The organism is Streptomyces sp. NPDC047049 (genome assembly GCF_040643995.1).
Classification (GTDB): domain Bacteria; phylum Actinomycetota; class Actinomycetes; order Streptomycetales; family Streptomycetaceae; genus Streptomyces; species Streptomyces mooreae.
This window is the reverse complement of record NZ_JBEYVM010000010.1, coordinates 141,661-160,305: the sequence shown is the minus strand read 5'-3', so window position 1 is coordinate 160,305 and position 18,645 is coordinate 141,661. Positions and strand designations below refer to the sequence as shown.

General features: G+C 68.8%; 17 protein-coding genes. 13 read left to right on the top strand and 4 right to left on the bottom strand.

All coding sequences use genetic code 11. From position 1 onward, the window contains the following. The first annotated feature begins 65 nt into the window (after nt 1–65). Nucleotides 66–1,664 carry an ABC transporter substrate-binding protein gene (locus ABZ851_RS22765; RefSeq protein WP_361130507.1) on the top strand — a complete coding sequence of 533 codons (1,599 nt, stop codon included), beginning with the start codon at nt 66–68 and terminating at the stop codon, nt 1,662–1,664. Between the two features lie 93 nt (nt 1,665–1,757). Here ABZ851_RS22765 and ABZ851_RS22760 read toward each other — a convergent pair whose 3' ends face one another. Both ABZ851_RS22760 and ABZ851_RS22755 read right to left on the bottom strand, forming a co-directional pair. Further along, complete coding sequence (locus ABZ851_RS22760; protein ID WP_088796887.1) at nt 1,758–2,429, bottom strand: response regulator transcription factor; 672 nt, start codon at nt 2,427–2,429, stop codon at nt 1,758–1,760. A 56-nt stretch (nt 2,430–2,485) separates the two neighbouring features. Then, entirely contained in the window at nt 2,486–3,457 is a 972-nt protein-coding gene (locus ABZ851_RS22755; protein WP_361130504.1) for a RecB family exonuclease, read from the bottom strand. A 175-nt stretch (nt 3,458–3,632) separates the two neighbouring features. On the opposite strand from ABZ851_RS22755, the gene ABZ851_RS22750 reads away from it, so the two are divergent. From ABZ851_RS22750 to ABZ851_RS22740, 3 genes are all read left to right on the top strand, one after another. Continuing rightward, nucleotides 3,633–4,895, top strand: a complete 1,263-nt coding sequence (locus ABZ851_RS22750; RefSeq protein WP_361130501.1) for a site-2 protease family protein — start codon at nt 3,633–3,635, stop codon at nt 4,893–4,895. A 68-nt stretch (nt 4,896–4,963) separates the two neighbouring features. Beyond that, a complete protein-coding gene (locus ABZ851_RS22745) occupies nt 4,964–5,890 on the top strand; it encodes a tRNA (adenine-N1)-methyltransferase (RefSeq protein WP_088796884.1) in 927 nt (308 codons plus the stop codon). A gap of 202 nt (nt 5,891–6,092) precedes the next feature. Next, nucleotides 6,093–6,668 (top strand): hypothetical protein, encoded by a 576-nt coding sequence (locus ABZ851_RS22740; protein WP_361130707.1) that lies wholly within the window; start codon nt 6,093–6,095, stop codon nt 6,666–6,668. Between the two features lie 45 nt (nt 6,669–6,713). Here ABZ851_RS22740 and ABZ851_RS22735 read toward each other — a convergent pair whose 3' ends face one another. Next, nucleotides 6,714–7,007: a ferredoxin gene (locus ABZ851_RS22735; protein ID WP_088796882.1), complete on the bottom strand. Its 294-nt coding sequence runs from the start codon at nt 7,005–7,007 to the stop codon at nt 6,714–6,716. Between the two features lie 249 nt (nt 7,008–7,256). Here ABZ851_RS22735 and arc point away from each other — a divergent pair, with 249 nt between their 5' ends. From arc to prcA, 6 genes are all read left to right on the top strand, one after another. Then, nucleotides 7,257–9,023, top strand: a complete 1,767-nt coding sequence (gene arc, locus ABZ851_RS22730; protein WP_093492937.1) for a proteasome ATPase — start codon at nt 7,257–7,259, stop codon at nt 9,021–9,023. A 276-nt stretch (nt 9,024–9,299) separates the two neighbouring features. Continuing rightward, entirely contained in the window at nt 9,300–10,811 is a 1,512-nt protein-coding gene (dop, locus tag ABZ851_RS22725) for a depupylase/deamidase Dop (protein WP_361130496.1), read from the top strand. 189 nt (nt 10,812–11,000) lie between these two features. Then, nucleotides 11,001–11,219 carry a ubiquitin-like protein Pup gene (locus ABZ851_RS22720; RefSeq protein ID WP_088796879.1) on the top strand — a complete coding sequence of 73 codons (219 nt, stop codon included), beginning with the start codon at nt 11,001–11,003 and terminating at the stop codon, nt 11,217–11,219. Between the two features lie 129 nt (nt 11,220–11,348). Continuing rightward, a complete protein-coding gene (locus tag ABZ851_RS22715; protein ID WP_361130493.1) occupies nt 11,349–11,861 on the top strand; it encodes an endonuclease VII domain-containing protein in 513 nt (170 codons plus the stop codon). Further along, the gene (prcB, locus tag ABZ851_RS22710; RefSeq protein WP_361130490.1) at nt 11,813–12,658 is read left to right on the top strand and encodes a proteasome subunit beta; all 846 of its coding nucleotides are present in this window, start codon (nt 11,813–11,815) and stop codon (nt 12,656–12,658) included. The genes ABZ851_RS22715 and prcB overlap by 49 nt, the downstream gene beginning before the upstream one ends. A 69-nt stretch (nt 12,659–12,727) precedes the next feature. Next, nucleotides 12,728–13,600, top strand: coding sequence for a proteasome subunit alpha (gene prcA, locus ABZ851_RS22705; protein ID WP_088796876.1), 873 nt, complete (start codon nt 12,728–12,730; stop codon nt 13,598–13,600). Between the two features lie 70 nt (nt 13,601–13,670). Here prcA and ABZ851_RS22700 read toward each other — a convergent pair whose 3' ends face one another. Continuing rightward, nucleotides 13,671–14,717, bottom strand: coding sequence for a LacI family DNA-binding transcriptional regulator (locus ABZ851_RS22700; protein ID WP_361130486.1), 1,047 nt, complete (start codon nt 14,715–14,717; stop codon nt 13,671–13,673). A gap of 121 nt (nt 14,718–14,838) precedes the next feature. On the opposite strand from ABZ851_RS22700, the gene ABZ851_RS22695 reads away from it, so the two are divergent. The 3 genes from ABZ851_RS22695 to ABZ851_RS22685 all read left to right on the top strand — a co-directional run bounded on the left by ABZ851_RS22695 (nt 14,839) and on the right by ABZ851_RS22685 (nt 18,616). Beyond that, a complete protein-coding gene (locus tag ABZ851_RS22695) occupies nt 14,839–16,098 on the top strand; it encodes an MFS transporter (RefSeq protein ID WP_361130483.1) in 1,260 nt (419 codons plus the stop codon). Between the two features lie 9 nt (nt 16,099–16,107). Next, complete coding sequence (gene pafA, locus ABZ851_RS22690; RefSeq protein ID WP_088796873.1) at nt 16,108–17,469, top strand: Pup--protein ligase; 1,362 nt, start codon at nt 16,108–16,110, stop codon at nt 17,467–17,469. 343 nt (nt 17,470–17,812) lie between these two features. Continuing rightward, on the top strand, nt 17,813–18,616 hold the full coding sequence (locus tag ABZ851_RS22685; protein ID WP_361130479.1) for an FKBP-type peptidyl-prolyl cis-trans isomerase: 804 nt from the start codon (nt 17,813–17,815) through the stop codon (nt 18,614–18,616). Nucleotides 18,617–18,645 lie beyond the last annotated feature (29 nt).

Below are 18,645 nucleotides of genomic sequence, written 5' to 3'. Positions count from 1 at the left end.
CCCCCCCCGCCACGGCCTCCCCGCCGCGGCCCGACAGGCACCACCCAGAACGTGAGGACCGTTTAGTGAGGAAGCGTGACCAGTGGCTGGCCGCCCCGATCGGAGCCGGGCTGGCCACAGCCCTGCTTGCGGTCGCCGGGTGCGGCACGGACGACTCGGGGGCGGCCGGCACCGGCGAGCCCGTGGTCATGGGGATGACGGACAAGGTCCAGTCCACCGACCCGGCGTCCGGCTACGAGCCGGGATCATGGCTGTTGTTCAACAACGTCTTCCAGTCCCTGCTGAGCTTCCCCAAGGGAGGCACCACACCCGAGCCGGAGGCCGCCGAACGCTGCGGCTTCACCGACAGCGACAGCAAGGTCTACCGCTGCACCCTCAAGGACGGCCTCAAGTTCAGCAACGGTGACGCGCTGACCTCCAAGGACGTCAAGTACTCCTTCGACCGCACCCGGCGCATCAAGGACAGCAACGGCCCCGCCGTGATGTTCTCCGCGCTCGACACGGTCGAGGCACCGGACGCTAAAACCGTGATCTTCCGGCTGAAGTCGCCCGACGCGACCTTCCCGATGAAGATAGCCTCCGGCGCCGGCTCGATCGTCGACCACGCCGACTACCCCGCCGACCGGCTGCGCACCGACGGCAAGGCCACCGGCTCCGGCGTCTACACCCTCAAGGAGTACAGCTCCGAGAAGGCCGTCTTCGGCGTCAACGGCTCGTACAAGGGCCCCGCCAAGGTCAAGAACTCCGGGATGACCGTGAAGTTCTTCAACCGCCCCGACAAGCTCAAGACGGCCGTTGAGAAGGGCGACGTCGATGTCGCCTACCGCGGCCTGTCCATGAAGGACATCGCGGCACTCGACAACGCCTCGCTGAAGCAGCAGCACGGCACCCAGGTCGTCGAGGGCGCCAGCGCCGAGGTCATGCACCTGGTCTTCAACCTCAAGGACCCGGTCGCCGGCAAACTGGGCGTCCGCAAGGCGATCGCCTACCTGCTGGACCGCTCCTCCCTGGTCCGGGACGTCTACCAGCGCACCGCGGTGCCGCTGTACTCGATCGTCCCGGCCGGCATCACCGGCCACAGCACCTCCTTCTTCAACACCTACGGCGACAGTCCGAAGCCCGACAAGGCCAAGGACGCACTGCGCCAGGCCGGCTACAACGGCAAGGTGCCGCTCACGCTCTGGGCGACCCCCGACCGCTTCGGCCCCGGCACCGTCCCGGCCTTCGAGGAAATCGCCCAACAGCTCAACTCCAGCGGCCTGTTCGACGCCAAGGTGCGCACCCTGCCCACCAAGGAGTACGAGCAGGGCGTGGCCTCCGGCCGGTTCGGCGTCTACGTCAAGGGCTGGATCCCCGACTATCCGGACCCCGACAACTTCACCGCGCCGTTCTTCGGCAAGGACAACGTGGTGGCCAACCACTACAGCTCGCCCACCATCACCGGGCACCTGCTGCCCAAGACGGCCGACCAGCCGGACCGGGGCGCCACCAAGGCCCAGTTCCGGCAGCTGCAGGACATCGTCGCGCAGGACGTGCCGATGCTCCCGCTCTGGCAGGGCAAGCAGTACGCGGTGGCCCGTGAAGGGGTCTCAGGCCTGGAATGGACCCTGGACCCCTCGACCGTCTTCCGGTTCTGGGAGATCAGCAAGCCGTCCGAGGCCTGACCGGACCTGACACACGACGGCGGGGCCGGTCCGGGAACCTTCCCGGACCGGCCCCGCCGTCGTCCGTCTGCCGAACCGTCAGTCCCGCGCCGGCTACTGGGCGCCGGGGCGCACCAGCCCGCTCTCGTACGCGTACACCGCCGCCTGCACCCGGTCGCGCAGCCCCAGCTTCGTCAGCACATGCCCCACATGCGTCTTCACTGTCGTCTCGCTCACGAACAGATCCGCGGCGATCTCCGCGTTCGACAGCCCGCGCGCCACCAGCTTCAGCACCTCCACCTCGCGTTCGGTGAGGGTGTGCAGCGTGTCCGGCACCGGCTCCTCGCCCGACGGCAGATGCCCGGCGTACTTGTCCAGCAGCCGGCGCGTGATGCTCGGCGCGAGCATCGCCTCGCCCCCCGCCACCACCCGGATCGCCTGCACCAGCTCATGGGCCGGCGCGTCCTTGAGCAGGAAGCCGCTCGCCCCCGCCCGCAGCGCCTCGACGACGTACTCGTCCAGATCGAACGTCGTCAGCACCAGCACCTTCGCCGGTCCGTCCTTCGCCGGCCCGGTGATCTGCCGGGTCGCCTCGACGCCGTCCATCCGGGGCATCCGGATGTCCATCAGCACCACATCCGGCTGCAGCGCCCGCACCTGCTCCAGCGCCTGCAGACCGTCACCGGCCTCTCCGACCACCGCCAGATCCTGCTCCGCCTCCAGAATCATCCGGAATCCCGTACGCAGCAGGGGCTGGTCGTCGACCAGCAGGACGCGGATGGCCACAAGCTCTCCTTCGGTAGGCCTGTCCGGGCGAACAGCGCCTGGTAGGGGCAACTGCGCTAGATCTCCCCCATTCTGCCCTGCGGCACCCCACCGCCCTCCGGCGGGCGGATCCGCAGCGGATACACCGGGGGAGTGCCGCCGAATTCCGGACAGTGCGCCTGATGGTCGCACCAGCCGCACAGCTTCGTCGGCCGCGGCCGCCAGTCGCCGGTCTCCGTCGCCAGCCGGATCGCCTCCCACAGCGCCAGCAACTTCCGCTCCACGGCCCGCAGATCGGCCTCACCCGGGTCGTACGTCACCACATCGCCGCTGCCCAGATAGACCAGCTGCAGCCGCCGCGGCACCACACCGCGCAGCCGCCACATCACCAGCGCATAGAACTTCATCTGGAACAGCGCACCCTCGGCGAACTGCGGCCGCGGCGCCTTGCCGGTCTTGTAGTCGACGATCCGCACCTCACCCGTCGGCGCGACATCCACCCGGTCGATGAACCCCCGCAGCTGCAGCCCCGAATCCAGCACCGTCTCGACATAGAGCTCACGCTCCGCCGGCTCCAGCCGCGTCGGATCCTCCAGCGAGAACCACCGCTCCACCAGCGCCTCGGCCTCGGCCAGCCACTGCGCCAGCCGCTCACCCGCCGCGTCGTCCGCGAACAGCTCCGCCAGCTCCGGCCGCTTGGCCAGCAGCTTCTCCCACTCGCCCGGCACCATCGCCCGCGCCCCGACGGCCGTACGCTCCGCCGCTGGCGCGTCGAAGAGCCGCTCCAGCACCGCATGCACGACCGTGCCGCGGGTCGCCGCCGGACTCGGCTTCTCGGGCAGCCGGTCGATCACCCGGAAGCGGTAGAGCAACGGGCACTGCATGAAATCGCTCGCCCGCGACGGCGACAGCGCCACCGGCGGCCGCGGCTGCTCCCCGCCCCGCGCCCCCGGCCCGGCATCCTCACCGCCCACCCCGGCAGCCTCCGCGCCCGCCCCGGCTTCCCCGTGCTGTGTGCCCGCCCCGGCCTGCTCCGTGCTCCATCCCATGCCACAAAACCCTACGGCCCGCCACTGACAGGCGCGGACGGACCGGCGCCGCAAGGGCCCCGCAGCGGATCGGGCCGGGGCACTCCGCATACCATCGACCCTGGACCCCTGCGCCCTGCATGATCGAGATATCAGGCCGAGCAGGGGCGAATGCCGTATTCAATGAGGGGACGCCGTGGACGAGAGCGGGAAGTCGCAGGACCCCGAGGAGTCCGTGCGGCCCCAGCCGCCCCAGCCGCCCGAGGGCGGCAACGGGCCCAAGGCACCCACGCCGGGCAAGCGGAAGCCCGGCGGGGGCGGCATCCTGATGGGCCGTCCCTTCGGCGTGCCCGTCTACGTCGCGCCCAGCTGGTTCCTCGTCGCCGCCCTGATCACCTGGGTCTTCGGCGGCCAGCTGGAGCGCGTACTGCCCGAGCTCGGCGTCGCCCGCTATCTCGTCTCGCTGTTCTTCGCGGTCGCCTTCTACGCCTCGGTGCTCGTCCACGAGCTCGCCCACACCGTGGCCGCGCTCCGCTTCAAGCTCCCCGTACGGCGCATCCAGCTGCAGTTCTTCGGCGGCGTCTCGGAGATCGAGAAGGAGACCGAGACCCCCGGCAGGGAGTTCGTCCTCGCCTTCGTCGGCCCGCTGCTCTCCCTCGTCCTCGCCGGGGTCTTCTACGCCGGCATGCAGCTGGTCGAACCCGGCACCGTCCCCGGCGTCCTGCTCGCCGGGCTGATGATCTCCAACCTCATCGTCGCGATCTTCAACCTGCTGCCCGGGCTCCCCCTGGACGGCGGCCGGATGCTGCGCGCCGTCGTCTGGAAGATCACCGGCAGACCCATGAGCGGCACCATCGCCGCCGCCTGGGTCGGCCGCGCGCTCGCCGTCACCGTCCTCATCGGCCTGCCGCTGCTCACCCACACCGGCGTCCTCGGCGCCGCCCGTCCCGAGATCGGCGGCGCCGACTCGCTCACCGACGCCCTGCTCGCCGCGATCCTCGCCGCGATCATCTGGACCGGCGCCGGCAACAGCCTGCGCATGGCCCGCCTGCGCGAACGGCTCCCCGACCTCACCGCCCGCACCCTGACCCGGCGCGCCGTTCCCGTCGAGACCGACACCCCGCTCTCCGAGGCGCTGCGCCGCGCCAACGACGCCGGCGCCCGCGCCCTGGTCGTCGTCGACCGCCAGGGCACCCCGACCGCCCTCGTCCGCGAGGCCGCCATCATCGGCGTCCCCGACCACCGCCGCCCCTGGGTCGCCGTCGGCACCCTCGCCCAGGACCTCAAGGACGGTATGCGGGTCTCCGCCGAACTCGCCGGTGAGGACCTTCTGGAGTACCTGCGCGCCACCCCCGCCACCGAATACCTCGTCATCGAGGAGACCGGCGAGATCTACGGCGTCCTGTCCACCGCCGACGTCGAGCGGGCCTTCGTCTCCGCCATGGCCCGCAAGCCCTGACCCCGCGCCGGCCGTCTCCCGGCCGCCCACTGGTCCGCGGCGTCCCGACGGGCCGGTAGGCTGGTCACATGTCCGAACCGACCGGTGCCGCCCGCCGTCGCGGGCCCTTCAAGGTCGGGGACCAGGTCCAGCTCACCGATCCCAAGGGACGCCACTACACCTTCACGCTCGAAGAGGGAAAAAGCTTCCACACCCACAAGGGAGCTTTCCCCCACGACGAGCTGATCGGTGCTCCCGAGGGCAGCGTTGTCCGTACCACCGGGAACGTCGCCTACCTCGCGCTGCGCCCGCTGCTCCCCGACTATGTCCTGTCCATGCCCCGCGGCGCCGCCGTGGTCTACCCCAAGGACGCGGGGCAGATCCTGGCGATGGCCGACATCTTCCCCGGCGCCCGCGTCGTCGAGGCCGGTGTGGGCTCCGGCTCGCTCAGCAGCTTCCTGCTGCGCGCCATCGGCGACGACGGCATGCTGCACTCCTACGAGCGCCGCGCCGACTTCGCCGAGATCGCCACCCAGAACGTCGAGCGCTACTTCGGCGGACCGCACCCCGCATGGACGCTCACCGTCGGTGACCTCCAGGACAACCTCTCCGACACCGACGTCGACCGCGTCATCCTCGACATGCTCGCGCCCTGGGAGTGCCTGGAGGCCGTCTCCAAGGCCCTGGTCCCCGGCGGCATCCTCTGCGCCTACGTCGCGACGACGACGCAGATGGCCCGCACGGTCGAGGCGATCCGCGAGCACGGCACCTTCAACGAGCCCTCGGCCTGGGAAACCATGGTCCGCACCTGGCACGTCGAGGGCCTTGCCGTCCGCCCCGACCACCGCATGATCGGCCACACCGGCTTCCTGCTGACCGCCCGCCGGCTCGCCGACGGCGTCGAGCCCCCGCTGCGCCGCCGCCGCCCGGCCAAGGGCGCCTACGGTGAGGACTACACAGGACCGGGCAAGGACCAGGCAGCCGCCCCCAAGGGCAGCTCCGCCGAGCGCGGCTGACCGCCCGGATCCGGCCACCGAACCACCCGGCGCCGCCGACGAGTTCCCCACCGGGAACCGCCGGCGGCGCTCCGTCGTTTCCCCCACCGGATCTGCACGGAAAACTCCGGCCCGGCCGGTTCCTTGGCGCACCCTCCTGTGGAACGATGCTGGGCACTCCCACCGGTACAGCACTTCACAGGAGTTACCCCGCGTGCAGCCCATGGCAGGCCAGGACCTTTTGCACACCCAGCCGCGCCCCATGCACTGGCTCGCCACCGCCACCGCCATCTCGGCGGTCGTGGCGGCCGCGTCCTTCGTCCAGCCCCCTGACGCCAAGGCCACGACCTCCCCCGTCGCCGCGGCCGGCCCCCGCCCCGCGGCCGCCCCCGACCCGGACAGGGTGACCTTTCCGGTCGACTGCGGCCCCAACCGCCTCGACGTGGTGAAGAAGGCATCCGGCGACCTCGACGGCGACGGGACGACGGAGACCGTTGCCGTGGTCCGCTGCCACAGCCAGACCGGCACCCCGCCCAGTGGCGTCTACGTCCTCGCGCAGCCGTCCGACCCCCAGGCCGCACCCCGGATCGTGGCGACGCTCCTCGACCCCGCCCGCCGCCGCACCGTCCAAACCCTCACGGTCGGAAACGGCGCGATCTCAGCGGCCCTGCTGGGCTACTCCACGCTCGACGTACCGCGCTGCTGCCCCGATGTGCACCGGAGCGTCAAGTGGCAGTGGAGGGGCGGGAAGTTCGTCCAGAGCGAACTCCCCGCGGCCATGAGCACCCAGGGTCTGTGATCTGTCACATCATGTGTCCGGCCGACGCGGTGCGCGCCGCGCCGGCTACTCCGCGTCCGGACCGTAGACCTCGACCAGGTCCTTGACACGGCGGACGTGGATGCAGTCCCCGGGGCACTCCTTCGCGGAGTCCCGGACGTCATCGAGCAGCTTCAGCGGGACGGGGGTTGTGGCCCCCTTGTCCTGCAGCAGCTCGTCCTCGGTGCTCTTCACATAAGCCAGCCCGTCGATGTCGAGCTCGAAGACCTCCGGTGCGTACTGCGCACAGATGCCGTCCCCGGTGCACAGGTCCTGGTCGATCCACACTTCCAGCTCTGGGGCTTCGTCCTGCGCGGTCATCTCGCCTGCCGTTCCTGCGTACGTGAACCGTTTTTGTCTAAGTGGCGCCAGCCCTGACGGGTGTTGACCGACTCGACGATACAACCGCTCGCTTTCCGATGTTGTTGGGTGGGTATTCCCTTGGCGTGAGGACGTGCGCAAGGGTGAAGATCGGACACGCCCCGACAGTCTTTTCGATCTAGGGGTTTCAACCTGCACCGGCCCAGGTAGGGTCAGGAAGCGTCCAGCTCCTTGGAGGAGGTGAGGACCGTGGCAGCCCACGACGACGACATCAACCGCGGCATCCGGCCGGGGCGGGGGTCTGAAGATCCCGCCGGCCAGGTTGCCTATCTCGAGCAGGAGATCGCCGTCCTGCGACGCAAGCTCGCCGACTCTCCGCGTCACACGAGGATTCTCGAAGAGCGGATCGTCGAGCTGCAGACCAACCTGGCCGGCGTCTCGGCGCAGAACGAGCGTCTCGCCAATACTCTCCGCGAGGCCCGCGACCAGATCGTCGCGCTCAAGGAGGAGGTCGACCGGCTCGCACAGCCGCCGGCCGGCTTCGGTGTCTTCCTGCAGGCGAACGAGGACGACACGGTCGACATTTTCACCGGAGGCAGAAAGCTCCGGGTGAATGTCAGCCCCAGTGTGGAGTCCGGGGACCTCCGGCGCGGCCAGGAGGTCATGCTCAATGAAGCGCTCAACGTGGTCGAGGCCATGGAGTTCGAGAGCGCCGGCGACATCGTCACCCTCAAGGAGATCCTGGAGGACGGCGAGCGCGCCCTGGTGATCGGGCACACCGACGAGGAACGGGTGGTCAGGCTCGCCGAGCCGCTGCTGGACATCACCATCCGCCCCGGCGACGCCCTGCTCCTCGAGCCCCGCTCCGGCTACGTCTACGAGGTCATCCCGAAGAGCGAGGTCGAAGAGCTCGTCCTCGAAGAGGTCCCGGACATCGACTACACCAAGATCGGCGGTCTGGGCGGTCAGATCGAACTGATCCGGGACGCGGTCGAGCTTCCGTACCTCTACCCCGACCTCTTCAAGGAGCACGAACTCCGCCCGCCCAAGGGTGTCTTGCTCTACGGCCCGCCGGGCTGCGGCAAGACCCTCATCGCCAAGGCGGTCGCCAACTCCCTTGCCAAAAAGGTCGCCGAGGTGACCGGGCAGCCCGCGGGGAAGAGCTTCTTCCTCAACATCAAGGGCCCCGAGCTGCTCAACAAGTACGTCGGTGAGACGGAGCGGCACATCCGGCTGGTCTTCCAGCGGGCCAGGGAAAAGGCGAGCGAGGGCACCCCCGTCATCGTCTTCTTCGACGAGATGGACTCCCTCTTCCGCACCCGGGGATCCGGCGTCAGCTCGGACGTGGAGAACACCATCGTCCCGCAGCTGCTCTCCGAGATCGACGGTGTCGAGGGCCTGGAAAACGTGATCGTGATCGGTGCCTCGAACCGCGAGGACATGATCGACCCGGCGATCCTGCGCCCCGGCCGTCTCGATGTGAAGATCAAGATCGAGCGTCCGGACGCGGAGGCCGCCAAGGACATCTTCTCGAAGTACCTCACGGAAAATCTTCCGCTGCACTCCGACGACCTCGCCGAACACGGCGACTCGCGGAAGGCCGCAGTGAGCGGAATGATTCAATCCGTCGTCGAGCAGATGTACGCGGAATCCGAGGAAAATCGCTTCCTGGAGGTCACCTACGCCAATGGTGACAAGGAAGTCCTCTATTTCAAGGACTTCAACTCCGGTGCGATGATCGAAAACATCGTAGGACGCGCAAAGAAGATGGCCATCAAGGCCTTCCTCGAACACAATCAGAAGGGGCTTCGCGTCTCCCACCTCCTCCAGGCATGCGTGGACGAGTTCAAGGAGAACGAGGACCTGCCCAACACCACCAACCCGGACGACTGGGCCCGTATCTCCGGAAAGAAGGGCGAGCGGATCGTCTACATCCGTACGCTCGTCACCGGAAAGCAGGGCGCGGACACCGGTCGCTCCATCGATACGGTGGCGAATACCGGCCAATACCTGTAACACCGCTCTCCGGCTGCGGATGTCCTGCACGGGGCGTCCGCAGCCGGACGCTTTTCCGGGGGTTTCATCACCGCACCCGATAAGGGCACGGTGGACCAGGGAAAACCGGACTGGAGCAATGACTGTAATGATCTCCCCAGCGCCGCAAAGGCGTTCTAGGCTCTTCGGTACCGCGGCGTCACCCTGTGCGGGCGCGGGGCACGCGCACGGACCGGAGGCACCGCGGTACTTGAGCGCCGACCCCATCCGGGGGCGCCGCCGGGCAAGGAGGGCCGCATGACCGTACGGCGAGTAATGGGAATCGAGACGGAGTACGGGATCTCCGTCCCCGGTCACCCGAACGCCAATGCCATGCTCACCTCGTCCCAGGTCGTCAACGCCTACGCGGCCGCGATGCACCGGGCACGCCGTGCCCGCTGGGATTTCGAGGAGGAGAACCCGCTGCGGGACGCCCGCGGCTTCGACCTCGCACGCGAAAACGCGGACGCCAGCCAGCTCACGGACGAGGACATCGGCCTGGCGAACGTGATCCTCACCAATGGCGCAAGGCTGTACGTCGACCACGCCCACCCCGAATACAGCGCCCCCGAGGTCACCAATCCATGGGACGCCGTGCTGTGGGACAAGGCCGGCGAGCGGATCATGGCCGAGGCCGCCGAACGGGCCGCCCAGGTCCCCGGCGCCCAGCCCATCCACCTCTACAAGAACAACACCGACAACAAGGGCGCCTCCTACGGGACGCACGAGAACTACCTGATGAAGCGGGAGACCCCCTTCTCGGACATCGTGCGGCACCTGACGCCGTTCTTCGTCTCCCGCCAGGTGGTCACCGGCGCCGGCCGGGTCGGCATCGGCCAGGACGGCCACGAGCACGGCTTCCAGCTCAGCCAGCGCGCCGACTACTTCGAGGTGGAGGTCGGGCTGGAGACGACGCTCAAACGGCCCATCATCAACACCCGCGACGAACCGCACGCGGACGCGGAGAAGTACCGCCGGCTCCACGTGATCATCGGGGACGCGAACCTCTCCGAGATCTCGACTTATCTGAAGCTGGGCACCACCTCCCTGGTGCTCTCGATGATCGAGGACGGCTTCATCGCGGTCGACCTGGCCGTCGACCAGCCGGTGCGCACCCTCCACCAGGTCTCGCACGACCCTTCCCTGCAACATCTGATCACGCTCCGCAGCGGCCGCACGCTCACCGGCGTACAGCTCCAGATGGAGTACTTCGAGCTGGCCCGCAAATACGTCGAGGACCGCTACGGAGCGGATGCGGACGAGCAGACCAAGGACGTCCTGACCCGGTGGGAGGACGTGCTCGGCCGGCTGGAGAACGACCCGATGAGCCTGTCCGGCGAACTCGACTGGGTCGCCAAGCGAGAGCTGATGGAGGGCTACCGGCGCCGCGACGGCCTGGAGTGGGACGCGGCGCGACTGCACCTCATCGACCTGCAGTACGCCGACGTGCGGCCCGAGAAGGGCCTGTACAACCGTCTGGCGGCCCGCGGGAAGATGAAGCGACTCCTGGACGAGTCCCAGGTCGAGCGGGCCGAGCAGAAGCCTCCGGAGGACACCAGGGCCTACTTCCGCGGCCGCTGCCTGGAGCAGTACGCGGACGACGTCGCGGCCGCCTCGTGGGATTCGGTCATCTTCGATCTGCCCGGTCGTGACTCCCTGCAACGGGTTCCCACGCTGGAGCCACTGCGGGGTACCCGGAAGCACGTCAAGGAGCTTCTTGACCGGTGCCGTACCGCGGAGGAGCTGGTGAGGACGCTGTCCGGCCGCTGAGCTTCGGCAGGTGCACGACAGAATTCCTCAAGATCCACAGCCGATCCGCGGCTGAAATCGCCGCGGTGCGGGAATCAATGAGGTGACTCCCGGGCGTTGCAGCAACTGCAGGGCCGATGTCGGACCCTGCTTGTAGGGTCGGATCTTGAAGGTCACATCGAGCGGGGCGAACCGAGCGGGGTGAGGGACATGGCGACCAAGGACAGCGGCGGCGGACAGGCGAAGGCCACGCGTTCCACGGAAGAGGTCGAGGAGCAGACGGAGGACGCGCAGGCCTCGGAAGACCTCAAGGAACGCCAGGAGAAGTTGTCGGACGACGTGGACTCGGTGCTGGACGAGATCGACGACGTGCTCGAGGAGAACGCAGAGGATTTCGTGCGCTCCTTCGTTCAAAAGGGTGGACAATAGGCCTGAATTTCCTTGGAATCGAAGGCTTGCGGATGGTGGGGGCTTCGAGTGCCGGAAGATCAAGGTGTGAAGCGCTGTCCGCGGTGCAAGGAGCACAGGCCGCGGACGGCCTTCGCGAGGAACAGGGCGATGCGTGACGGCCTGCAGGCCTACTGCCGGGGATGCGCGTCGGCGTACCACCAGGCTCGTCAGGTGGCTAAGGGGTGCAACGTCCGGCCGCGCGTGGAGGCCCCGGCGGGCCACAAGTACTGCCGCACGTGTCGCGAGATCAAACCGCACAGTGAGTGGACACGGAATCGGAGCGCTTCGGACGGTCTCGCGACACTCGGCAAGTCGTGCAAGGCAATGAAGGGGCGCGTAAGCCACCTGAAGCGCCACTACGGCATGAGCGAAGCCGAGCGCGCTGCGCTCATCGAGGAACAGCGCTGGATGTGCCCGATCTGCCTGGATGCCGACCCCGTGCATGTGGATCACGATCACGGGACGGGTAGGGTCCGAGGCGTACTGTGCTTCAGTTGCAATGCAGCCTTGGGTCAATTCAAGGATCGGCCGGACGTATTGAGGCGGGCGGCCGAGTATCTGGAAGGAAACGTGTGGAAGCCAATACTCGAAGCACCGGGCGTCTACCAGCTGCCTTCCTGACGCCTGGATCCTCGTCCTTCATGGATTTCCTCGGTGAGCACTCACCCACTCTGCTGCCGGGCAACCGCCCGTTGCCGCCGGTGCAGGGTGCCATCGAGGCGCCGCACGGCACGACGATCGTTGCCACGGCGTTCCCCGGAGGCGTGGTGCTCGCCGGTGACCGGCGGGCGACAATGGGCAATGTCATCGCGCAGCGTGATATCGAGAAGGTTTTCCCGGCCGACGAGTATTCGGCGGTCGGCATCGCGGGCACGGCCGGCCTCGCGGTGGAGATGGTCAAGCTCTTCCAGCTGGAGCTGGAGCACTTCGAGAAGGTCGAGGGTGCCCAACTCTCCCTGGAGGGCAAGGCGAATCGTCTGTCGACGATGATTCGCAGCAATCTGGGGATGGCCATGCAGGGCCTGGCCGTGGTGCCGTTGTTCGCAGGCTTCGACCTCGACCGCGAGAAGGGCCGTATCTTCTCGTACGACGTGACCGGCGGGCGGTCGGAGGAGCACGGCTTCGCGGCGACGGGTTCCGGCTCGGTCTTCGCGCGCAGTGCGCTGAAGAAGCTCTTCCGGGAAGATTTCACGGAGGATCAGGCCGCCACCGCCGTCGTCCAGGCCTTGTATGACGCGGCCGATGACGACTCCGCGACCGGCGGGCCCGATATGGGGCGGAGGATCTACCCCATCGTCACCGTGATCACCGAGGACGGCTTCAAGCGGCTCACCGGGGACGAGGTCTCGGAGATCGCCCGTGCCGTGCACGAGCGCCGCCTCGAACAGCCCGACGGCCCGCGCGCCGCGCTGCTCTGACGGGACGGACGGTCCGCAGTGCTCCCCCAGCTACCGAGTGAGCTTTTGACAGGAAGGGACGGATAGCCGGTGTCGACGCCGTTCTATGTCTCACCCCAGCAGGCCATGGCGGACCGCGCCGAGTACGCCCGCAAGGGCATCGCGCGCGGCCGGAGTGTCGTGGTGCTGCAGTACACCGACGGCGTGGTCTTCGTCGCCGAGAATCCTTCCCGCGCCCTGCACAAGGTCAGCGAGATCTATGACCGGATCGCCTTCGCGGCGGTCGGCAAGTACAACGAGTTCGAGAACCTGCGGATCGGCGGGGTGCGCTACGCCGATCTGCGGGGCTACACCTACGACCGCGAGGATGTGACCGCGCGGGGCCTGGCGAATGTCTATGCCCAGACGCTCGGCACGATCTTCTCCAGCGCCGCCGAGAAGCCCTACGAGGTCGAGCTGATCGTCGCCGAGGTCGGCGCGGCCCCCGAGGACGACCAGATCTACCGGCTGCCGCATGACGGCTCGATCGTCGACGAGCACGGCTCGGTGGCGGTCGGCGGCAACGCGGACCAGATCAGCAGCTATCTCGACCAGCGCCACCGCGACGGTATGACGCTGGCCGAGGCGCTCAAGCTGGCCGTGGAGTCGCTGTCGCGGGACAACAACGGCGGCGAGCGCCGGCTGACCGCCGAGCAGCTGGAGGTCGCGACGCTGGACCGTACGCGTCCCCAGCAGCGCAAGTTCAAGCGGATCCTGGGGCGGCAGCTGTCCCGGCTGCTGGACGAGAGCGGCGGGGCGGACGCCGGCGAGGCGGCGGACGCGGATGCGGGCGCCGGTGCCGGGGAGTCCGGGACCACCGCCGGGGAAAGCGGCGGCAAGGGCTCGAAGGACAAGGGAAGCAAGCCGGACAACGGCAAGGGAGCGTCGGACGGGGAGGGCTCCGACGGGGAGCCCCTGCTCTGACGTCAGGCCGCGGGGCGTGTCCCCGGTCGCGCGCCCCGGTGGGTCACCGCCCGCCGGGGCGCGCCGCTTTTCACGGGGCGTCCGCGGCCGGGGCGGTGGAACCCCGGGTGATCAGTTCGACCGGCAGGGTGGGGGCCGCGGCCGGGTGGCCGTCGAGCACGCTCATCAGGGCCCGCATCCCGGCCGCACCGAACTCCTCGGCGGGCAGCCGTACGGTCGTCAGCTCCGGCTCGACGGCGAGGGCCAGGGCCAGGTCGTCGAAGCCGGTGACGGAGACGTCCTCGGGGACCCGCAGGCCGAGTCGGCGTACGGCCTTGCAGGCGCCCGCGGCGATGATGTCGTCGTCGCAGAGCAGGGCCGTGGGGCGGGGGCCGGGGGCGGTCAGGGCGGCGTGGGCGGCGTGCAGCCCGGCGTCGACACCGAGGGCGGCCGGCTGCCGGCGCAGCAGTGTGCCGGGGGTGTCCAGGGCTTCGGTGACGGCGCGGGCGCGCAGATCGAAGGTCCAGGAGTCCACGTCGGCGGCGAGGTGGGTGATGCGGCGGTGGCCGAGGGCGGTCAGATGGCGCGTCAACTGCCGGACGCCGTCGGCGATGTCGAGGTTGACGGTGGCGGTGGCCCGGTCGTCGTGGGGGTCGCTGTCCAGCATGACCAGCGGCAGGTCCGCGTCGCGGAGCGCGGTGAGGGCTTCGGCGGCCATCGATGAGGCGATCACGCCGTCCAGGGTGGCCGCCGCGGAGCCGAAGGGGTCGCGGGCCGGGCCGATGCCCTCGGGGGAGGGGTAGAGGACCACTCCGAAGTCGTGGTCGGCGGCGACCCGGGCCGCGCCGGTGTAGACGCGGGCGAAGAATTCGGTGGTCAGGGCGGGGACGACCAGCAATGCGGTGCGGGTGCGGCCCATCCGCAGGCTGCGGGCGGCGAGGTTGGGGCGGTAGCCCAGCTCGCGGGCGGCGGTGCGGACGGCTTCGGCCTTGGCGGGGGAGACCCGGCCGCGCCATTTGTCGCCCAGCACGAGTGAGACGGCGGCCTGGGAGACCCCGGCGGCACGGGCCACGTCCCGGCTGGTCGTGCGCGCGGCGGCCGGGCGCCGGCCGGGTGTACTGGTCTCGTTGCTGGTCACCGGGGGTTTCGCTCCTTGTGCACGGCGAGGGCGGGTGGACTGCGGATGAGGGTCATGGTACGTATAACGGCGGAAGTTATACGTAACATGTCCGGCCGGTCCGGACGGAAAAGGGGCAGGGATGGCCGCGGGATATGCGGAGCTGCTCAGAACCCGGCACGCGGCCCGGCTTCTGGCGGGGACGCTGGTCGGCAGGCTGCCGAACGCCACCGCGGCGCTGGCCGTGGTCCTCTTCGTACGCGCCGACGGCGGCAGCTATGCCCTGGCCGGTGCGCTCTCCGCGGTCTACGGCGTCTGCAACGCCATCGGACAGCCGCTGCTGGGCCGGGCGGTGGACCTCTATGGCCAGCCGCGGGTGATGCTGCCCGCCGCGGTGCTCTCCGCGCTCGGCATGGCGCTGCTCGCGGCCGTCGGCCTGGATGTGCTGTGGCTCGCCTGCGCCGCCATGGTGATCGCCGGTTTCTTCACCCCGCCCCTGGAGGGCGGCCTGCGGGCGCTGTGGCCCGGGGTCCTCAAGCGCGCGGACCGGGTGCACGCCGCCTATGCACTGGACGCGGTGGCGCAGGAAGTCATGTTCGCGGTGGGACCGTTGCTGGTGACGCTGTGCGTGGCGGCCTGGTCGGAGGGGGCGGCGCTGTTGGTGATCAACCTGCTCGGGGTCCTCGGGGCGCTCTCCGTCGTGGTCTCCGAACCGTCCCGGCAGTGGCGCAGCGGCCCGCGTGAGGCGCACTGGCTGGGTGCGTTGCGCTCGGCCGGGATGCTGGTGCTGATCGGGGCGTTCTTCTTCGTGGGGCTGGCGCTGGGCTCGATCGCGGTCGCGGCGGTGGCGTACGCGGAGGAGCACGGCGGGGGGATGGTCTCCAGCTGGCTGCTGTCCGCGCTGGGTGCCGGTGCGCTGATCGGTGGCCTCGGCTACGGCGCGCGCGAGTGGCCGGGGCGGCCGGAGAGCCGGCTGCGGCTGCTGATCGGGCTGCTGGCGCTGGGCTATCTGCCGCTGGTGCTGGTTCCGGGGGTGGCCGGAATGACGGTGTTGACCGGGGTCGCGGGAGTGTTCCTGGCGCCGGCGCTGGCCTGTGCCTTCGTGGTGGTGGACCGTCACGCGCCCCGGGGCACGGTGACGGAGGCGTTCTCCTGGCTGGTGACGACGTTCGGTGTCGGATCGGCGGTGGGTGCTTCCGTGGTGGGCCCGGCGGTCGAGGGCGGTGGCGCGGTGGCGGGTTTCGCGGTGGCCGGCGCCGGTGGGCTCGCCGCGCTGCTCGTCCTTTTGTCGACGAAGCGATTTCTCGGGGATCCCGTGCTGCGTACGGCGGGTGCGGCCCCGGCGGAAAATGATCGAAACGGGGCCGTCGAACCCGGTTTCAGAGCAGGCCGTCAGGCGTAATGTTCAGTCATGGACCGCCGCATTTTCGGGCTGGAGAACGAGTACGGCGTCACGTGCACGTTCAGGGGACAGCGCCGACTGTCGCCTGACGAAGTGGCGCGGTACCTCTTCCGCCGTGTCGTGTCATGGGGCCGCAGCAGCAATGTCTTCCTGCGGAACGGTGCCCGCCTGTACTTGGACGTGGGTTCGCACCCGGAATACGCAACTCCCGAGTGCGACAACGTGACCGAGCTGGTCACGCACGACAAGGCCGGCGAGCGCATTCTCGAAGGCCTGCTCGTCGACGCCGAGCGCCGCCTGCATGAGGAGGGAATCGCGGGCGACGTCTATCTCTTCAAGAACAACACCGATTCGGCGGGAAACTCCTACGGATGTCACGAGAATTACCTCGTGGCCCGGCATGGTGAGTTCTCCCGGCTCGCGGACATCCTCATTCCGTTCCTCGTCACCCGTCAGCTGCTGTGCGGCGCGGGCAAGGTGCTGCAGACTCCGCGGGGCGCCGTCTACTGCGTCAGCCAGCGCGCGGAGCACATCTGGGAGGGCGTCTCCTCGGCGACGACCCGTTCCCGGCCGATCATCAACACCCGCGATGAACCGCATGCGGATGCCGAGCGCTATCGCCGGCTGCATGTCATCGTCGGTGACTCCAACATGTCCGAGACGACCATGATGCTGAAGGTCGGGGCCACCGATCTCGTGCTGCGCATGATCGAGGCGGGCACGGTCATGCGGGATCTGACGCTGGAGAACCCGATCCGGGCCATCCGTGAGGTCAGCCATGACATCACCGGGCAGCGCAAGGTGCGGCTGGCCAGCGGGCGCGAGGCATCGGCGCTCGAGGTTCAGCAGGAGTACTACGAAAAGGCCGTGGATTTCTGCGACCGCCGCGGAATCCGTACGGGCACCGTCGAACGGGTCCTGGAGCTGTGGGGCCGTACGCTCGAGGCGATCCGGGAGGAGGAGCTCGACCGTATCTCCACCGAGATCGACTGGGTGATGAAACATCAGCTCATCGAGCGGTACCGCACAAAGAACAACATCACCATGTCCCACCCCCGGGTGGCGCAGATAGACCTCGCGTATCACGACATCCATCGCCGCCGGGGGCTTTACTACCTCCTGGAGCGGAAGGGGCAGGCGGAGCGGATCTGTAACGACTTGAAAATCTTCGAGGGCAAGTCGGTACCGCCGCAGACCACTCGCGCCAGGCTGCGCGGTGACTTCATTCGCCGGGCCCAGGAGCAGCGCCGTGATTTCACGGTCGACTGGGTGCATCTCAAGCTGAACGACCAGGCGCAGCGGACGGTGCTGTGCAAGGACCCCTTCCGTTCGGTGGACGACCGCGTGGAGAAGCTGATCGCAGGCATGTGACCGGATGCCCCGAATGGGGGAGCGCGCCCCCGCCGGTGCCGGGCCGGGTTCCTGCGTCACTGACGGTAGGGACTCCGGTCCGGTCAAGTAACGGCGTGCCAGGCGTGGGGTGCCGGTAAAGGGGCCGGTGGGATGGGACAGTGGCGTGGTCCGTGTGACACGGGCCCGCCATTGTTGTGTGGCGTGGCTAGAGTGGATCTGTCCATTCACTGATCGCAGCCCGTTTTGAGGGATATACGTGCGCCGACGCCCCATCGCAGCCCTGATCGCCGTTCCCCTGCTTCTCGTTTCTGCAGCGGCCTGCGGCAATGACGAGTCATCCAAGGCCGGTTCCGTGCCGGCGGTGAGTGGCCAGGCGGATGCCAAGCCCAAGGTCGACAAGGGTGAGGGCACTCCTCCCAAGAAGCTTCAGGTCAAGGTCCTCAAAAAGGGTGACGGGCCGGAGGTGAAGAAGGGCGAGGCCCTGAACGCCAACTACCTCGGCCAGACCTGGGACGGCAAGGCGTTCGACAACAGCTGGGACCGCGGCGCGCCGGCCACCTTCGAGATCGGCAGCGGCAAGGTCATCAAGGGCTGGGACGAGGGCCTGGTGGGCCAGAAGCTCGGTAGCCGCGTCGAGTTGGTCATCCCGCCGGACAAGGGATACGGCGCGCAGGCGCAGCAGAACATTCCCGCCAACTCCACGCTGGTCTTCGTCGTCGATCTCAAGAAGATCATGCCGAGCAAGATCGAGGGCAAGCCGGTCGCGCAGAACGACCCCGATCTCCCCAAGGTCGGGACCGCCATCGACGACAAGGCACCGAAGATCACCCTGCCCAAGGGCCAGGACGCGCCGAAGGACGTCAAGAGCGAGACGATCATCAAGGGCAAGGGCGCGACGATCAGTGACAAGAGCATCGTGCGTGCCAACTACACGGTGGTCACCTGGAAGGACGGCAAGGTGATCGCCGACACCTGGGCGCCGGGGCAGCCCGGGGCGCAGGATGTGCCGGTCGCGCAGCTGCCGGGGTGGAAGGAAGGCCTCAAGGGGAAGAAGGCCGGCAGCCGGGTGCTGATCGTGGTGCCCAAGAGCAAGCTGACCGAGCAGCAGCAGAAGTCCATCGGCTCCGATCTGGTGTTCTCCGTGGACGTGCTCAGCGTCAGCTGAAGCCGATCTGCGAGACTGACGCCGTAATC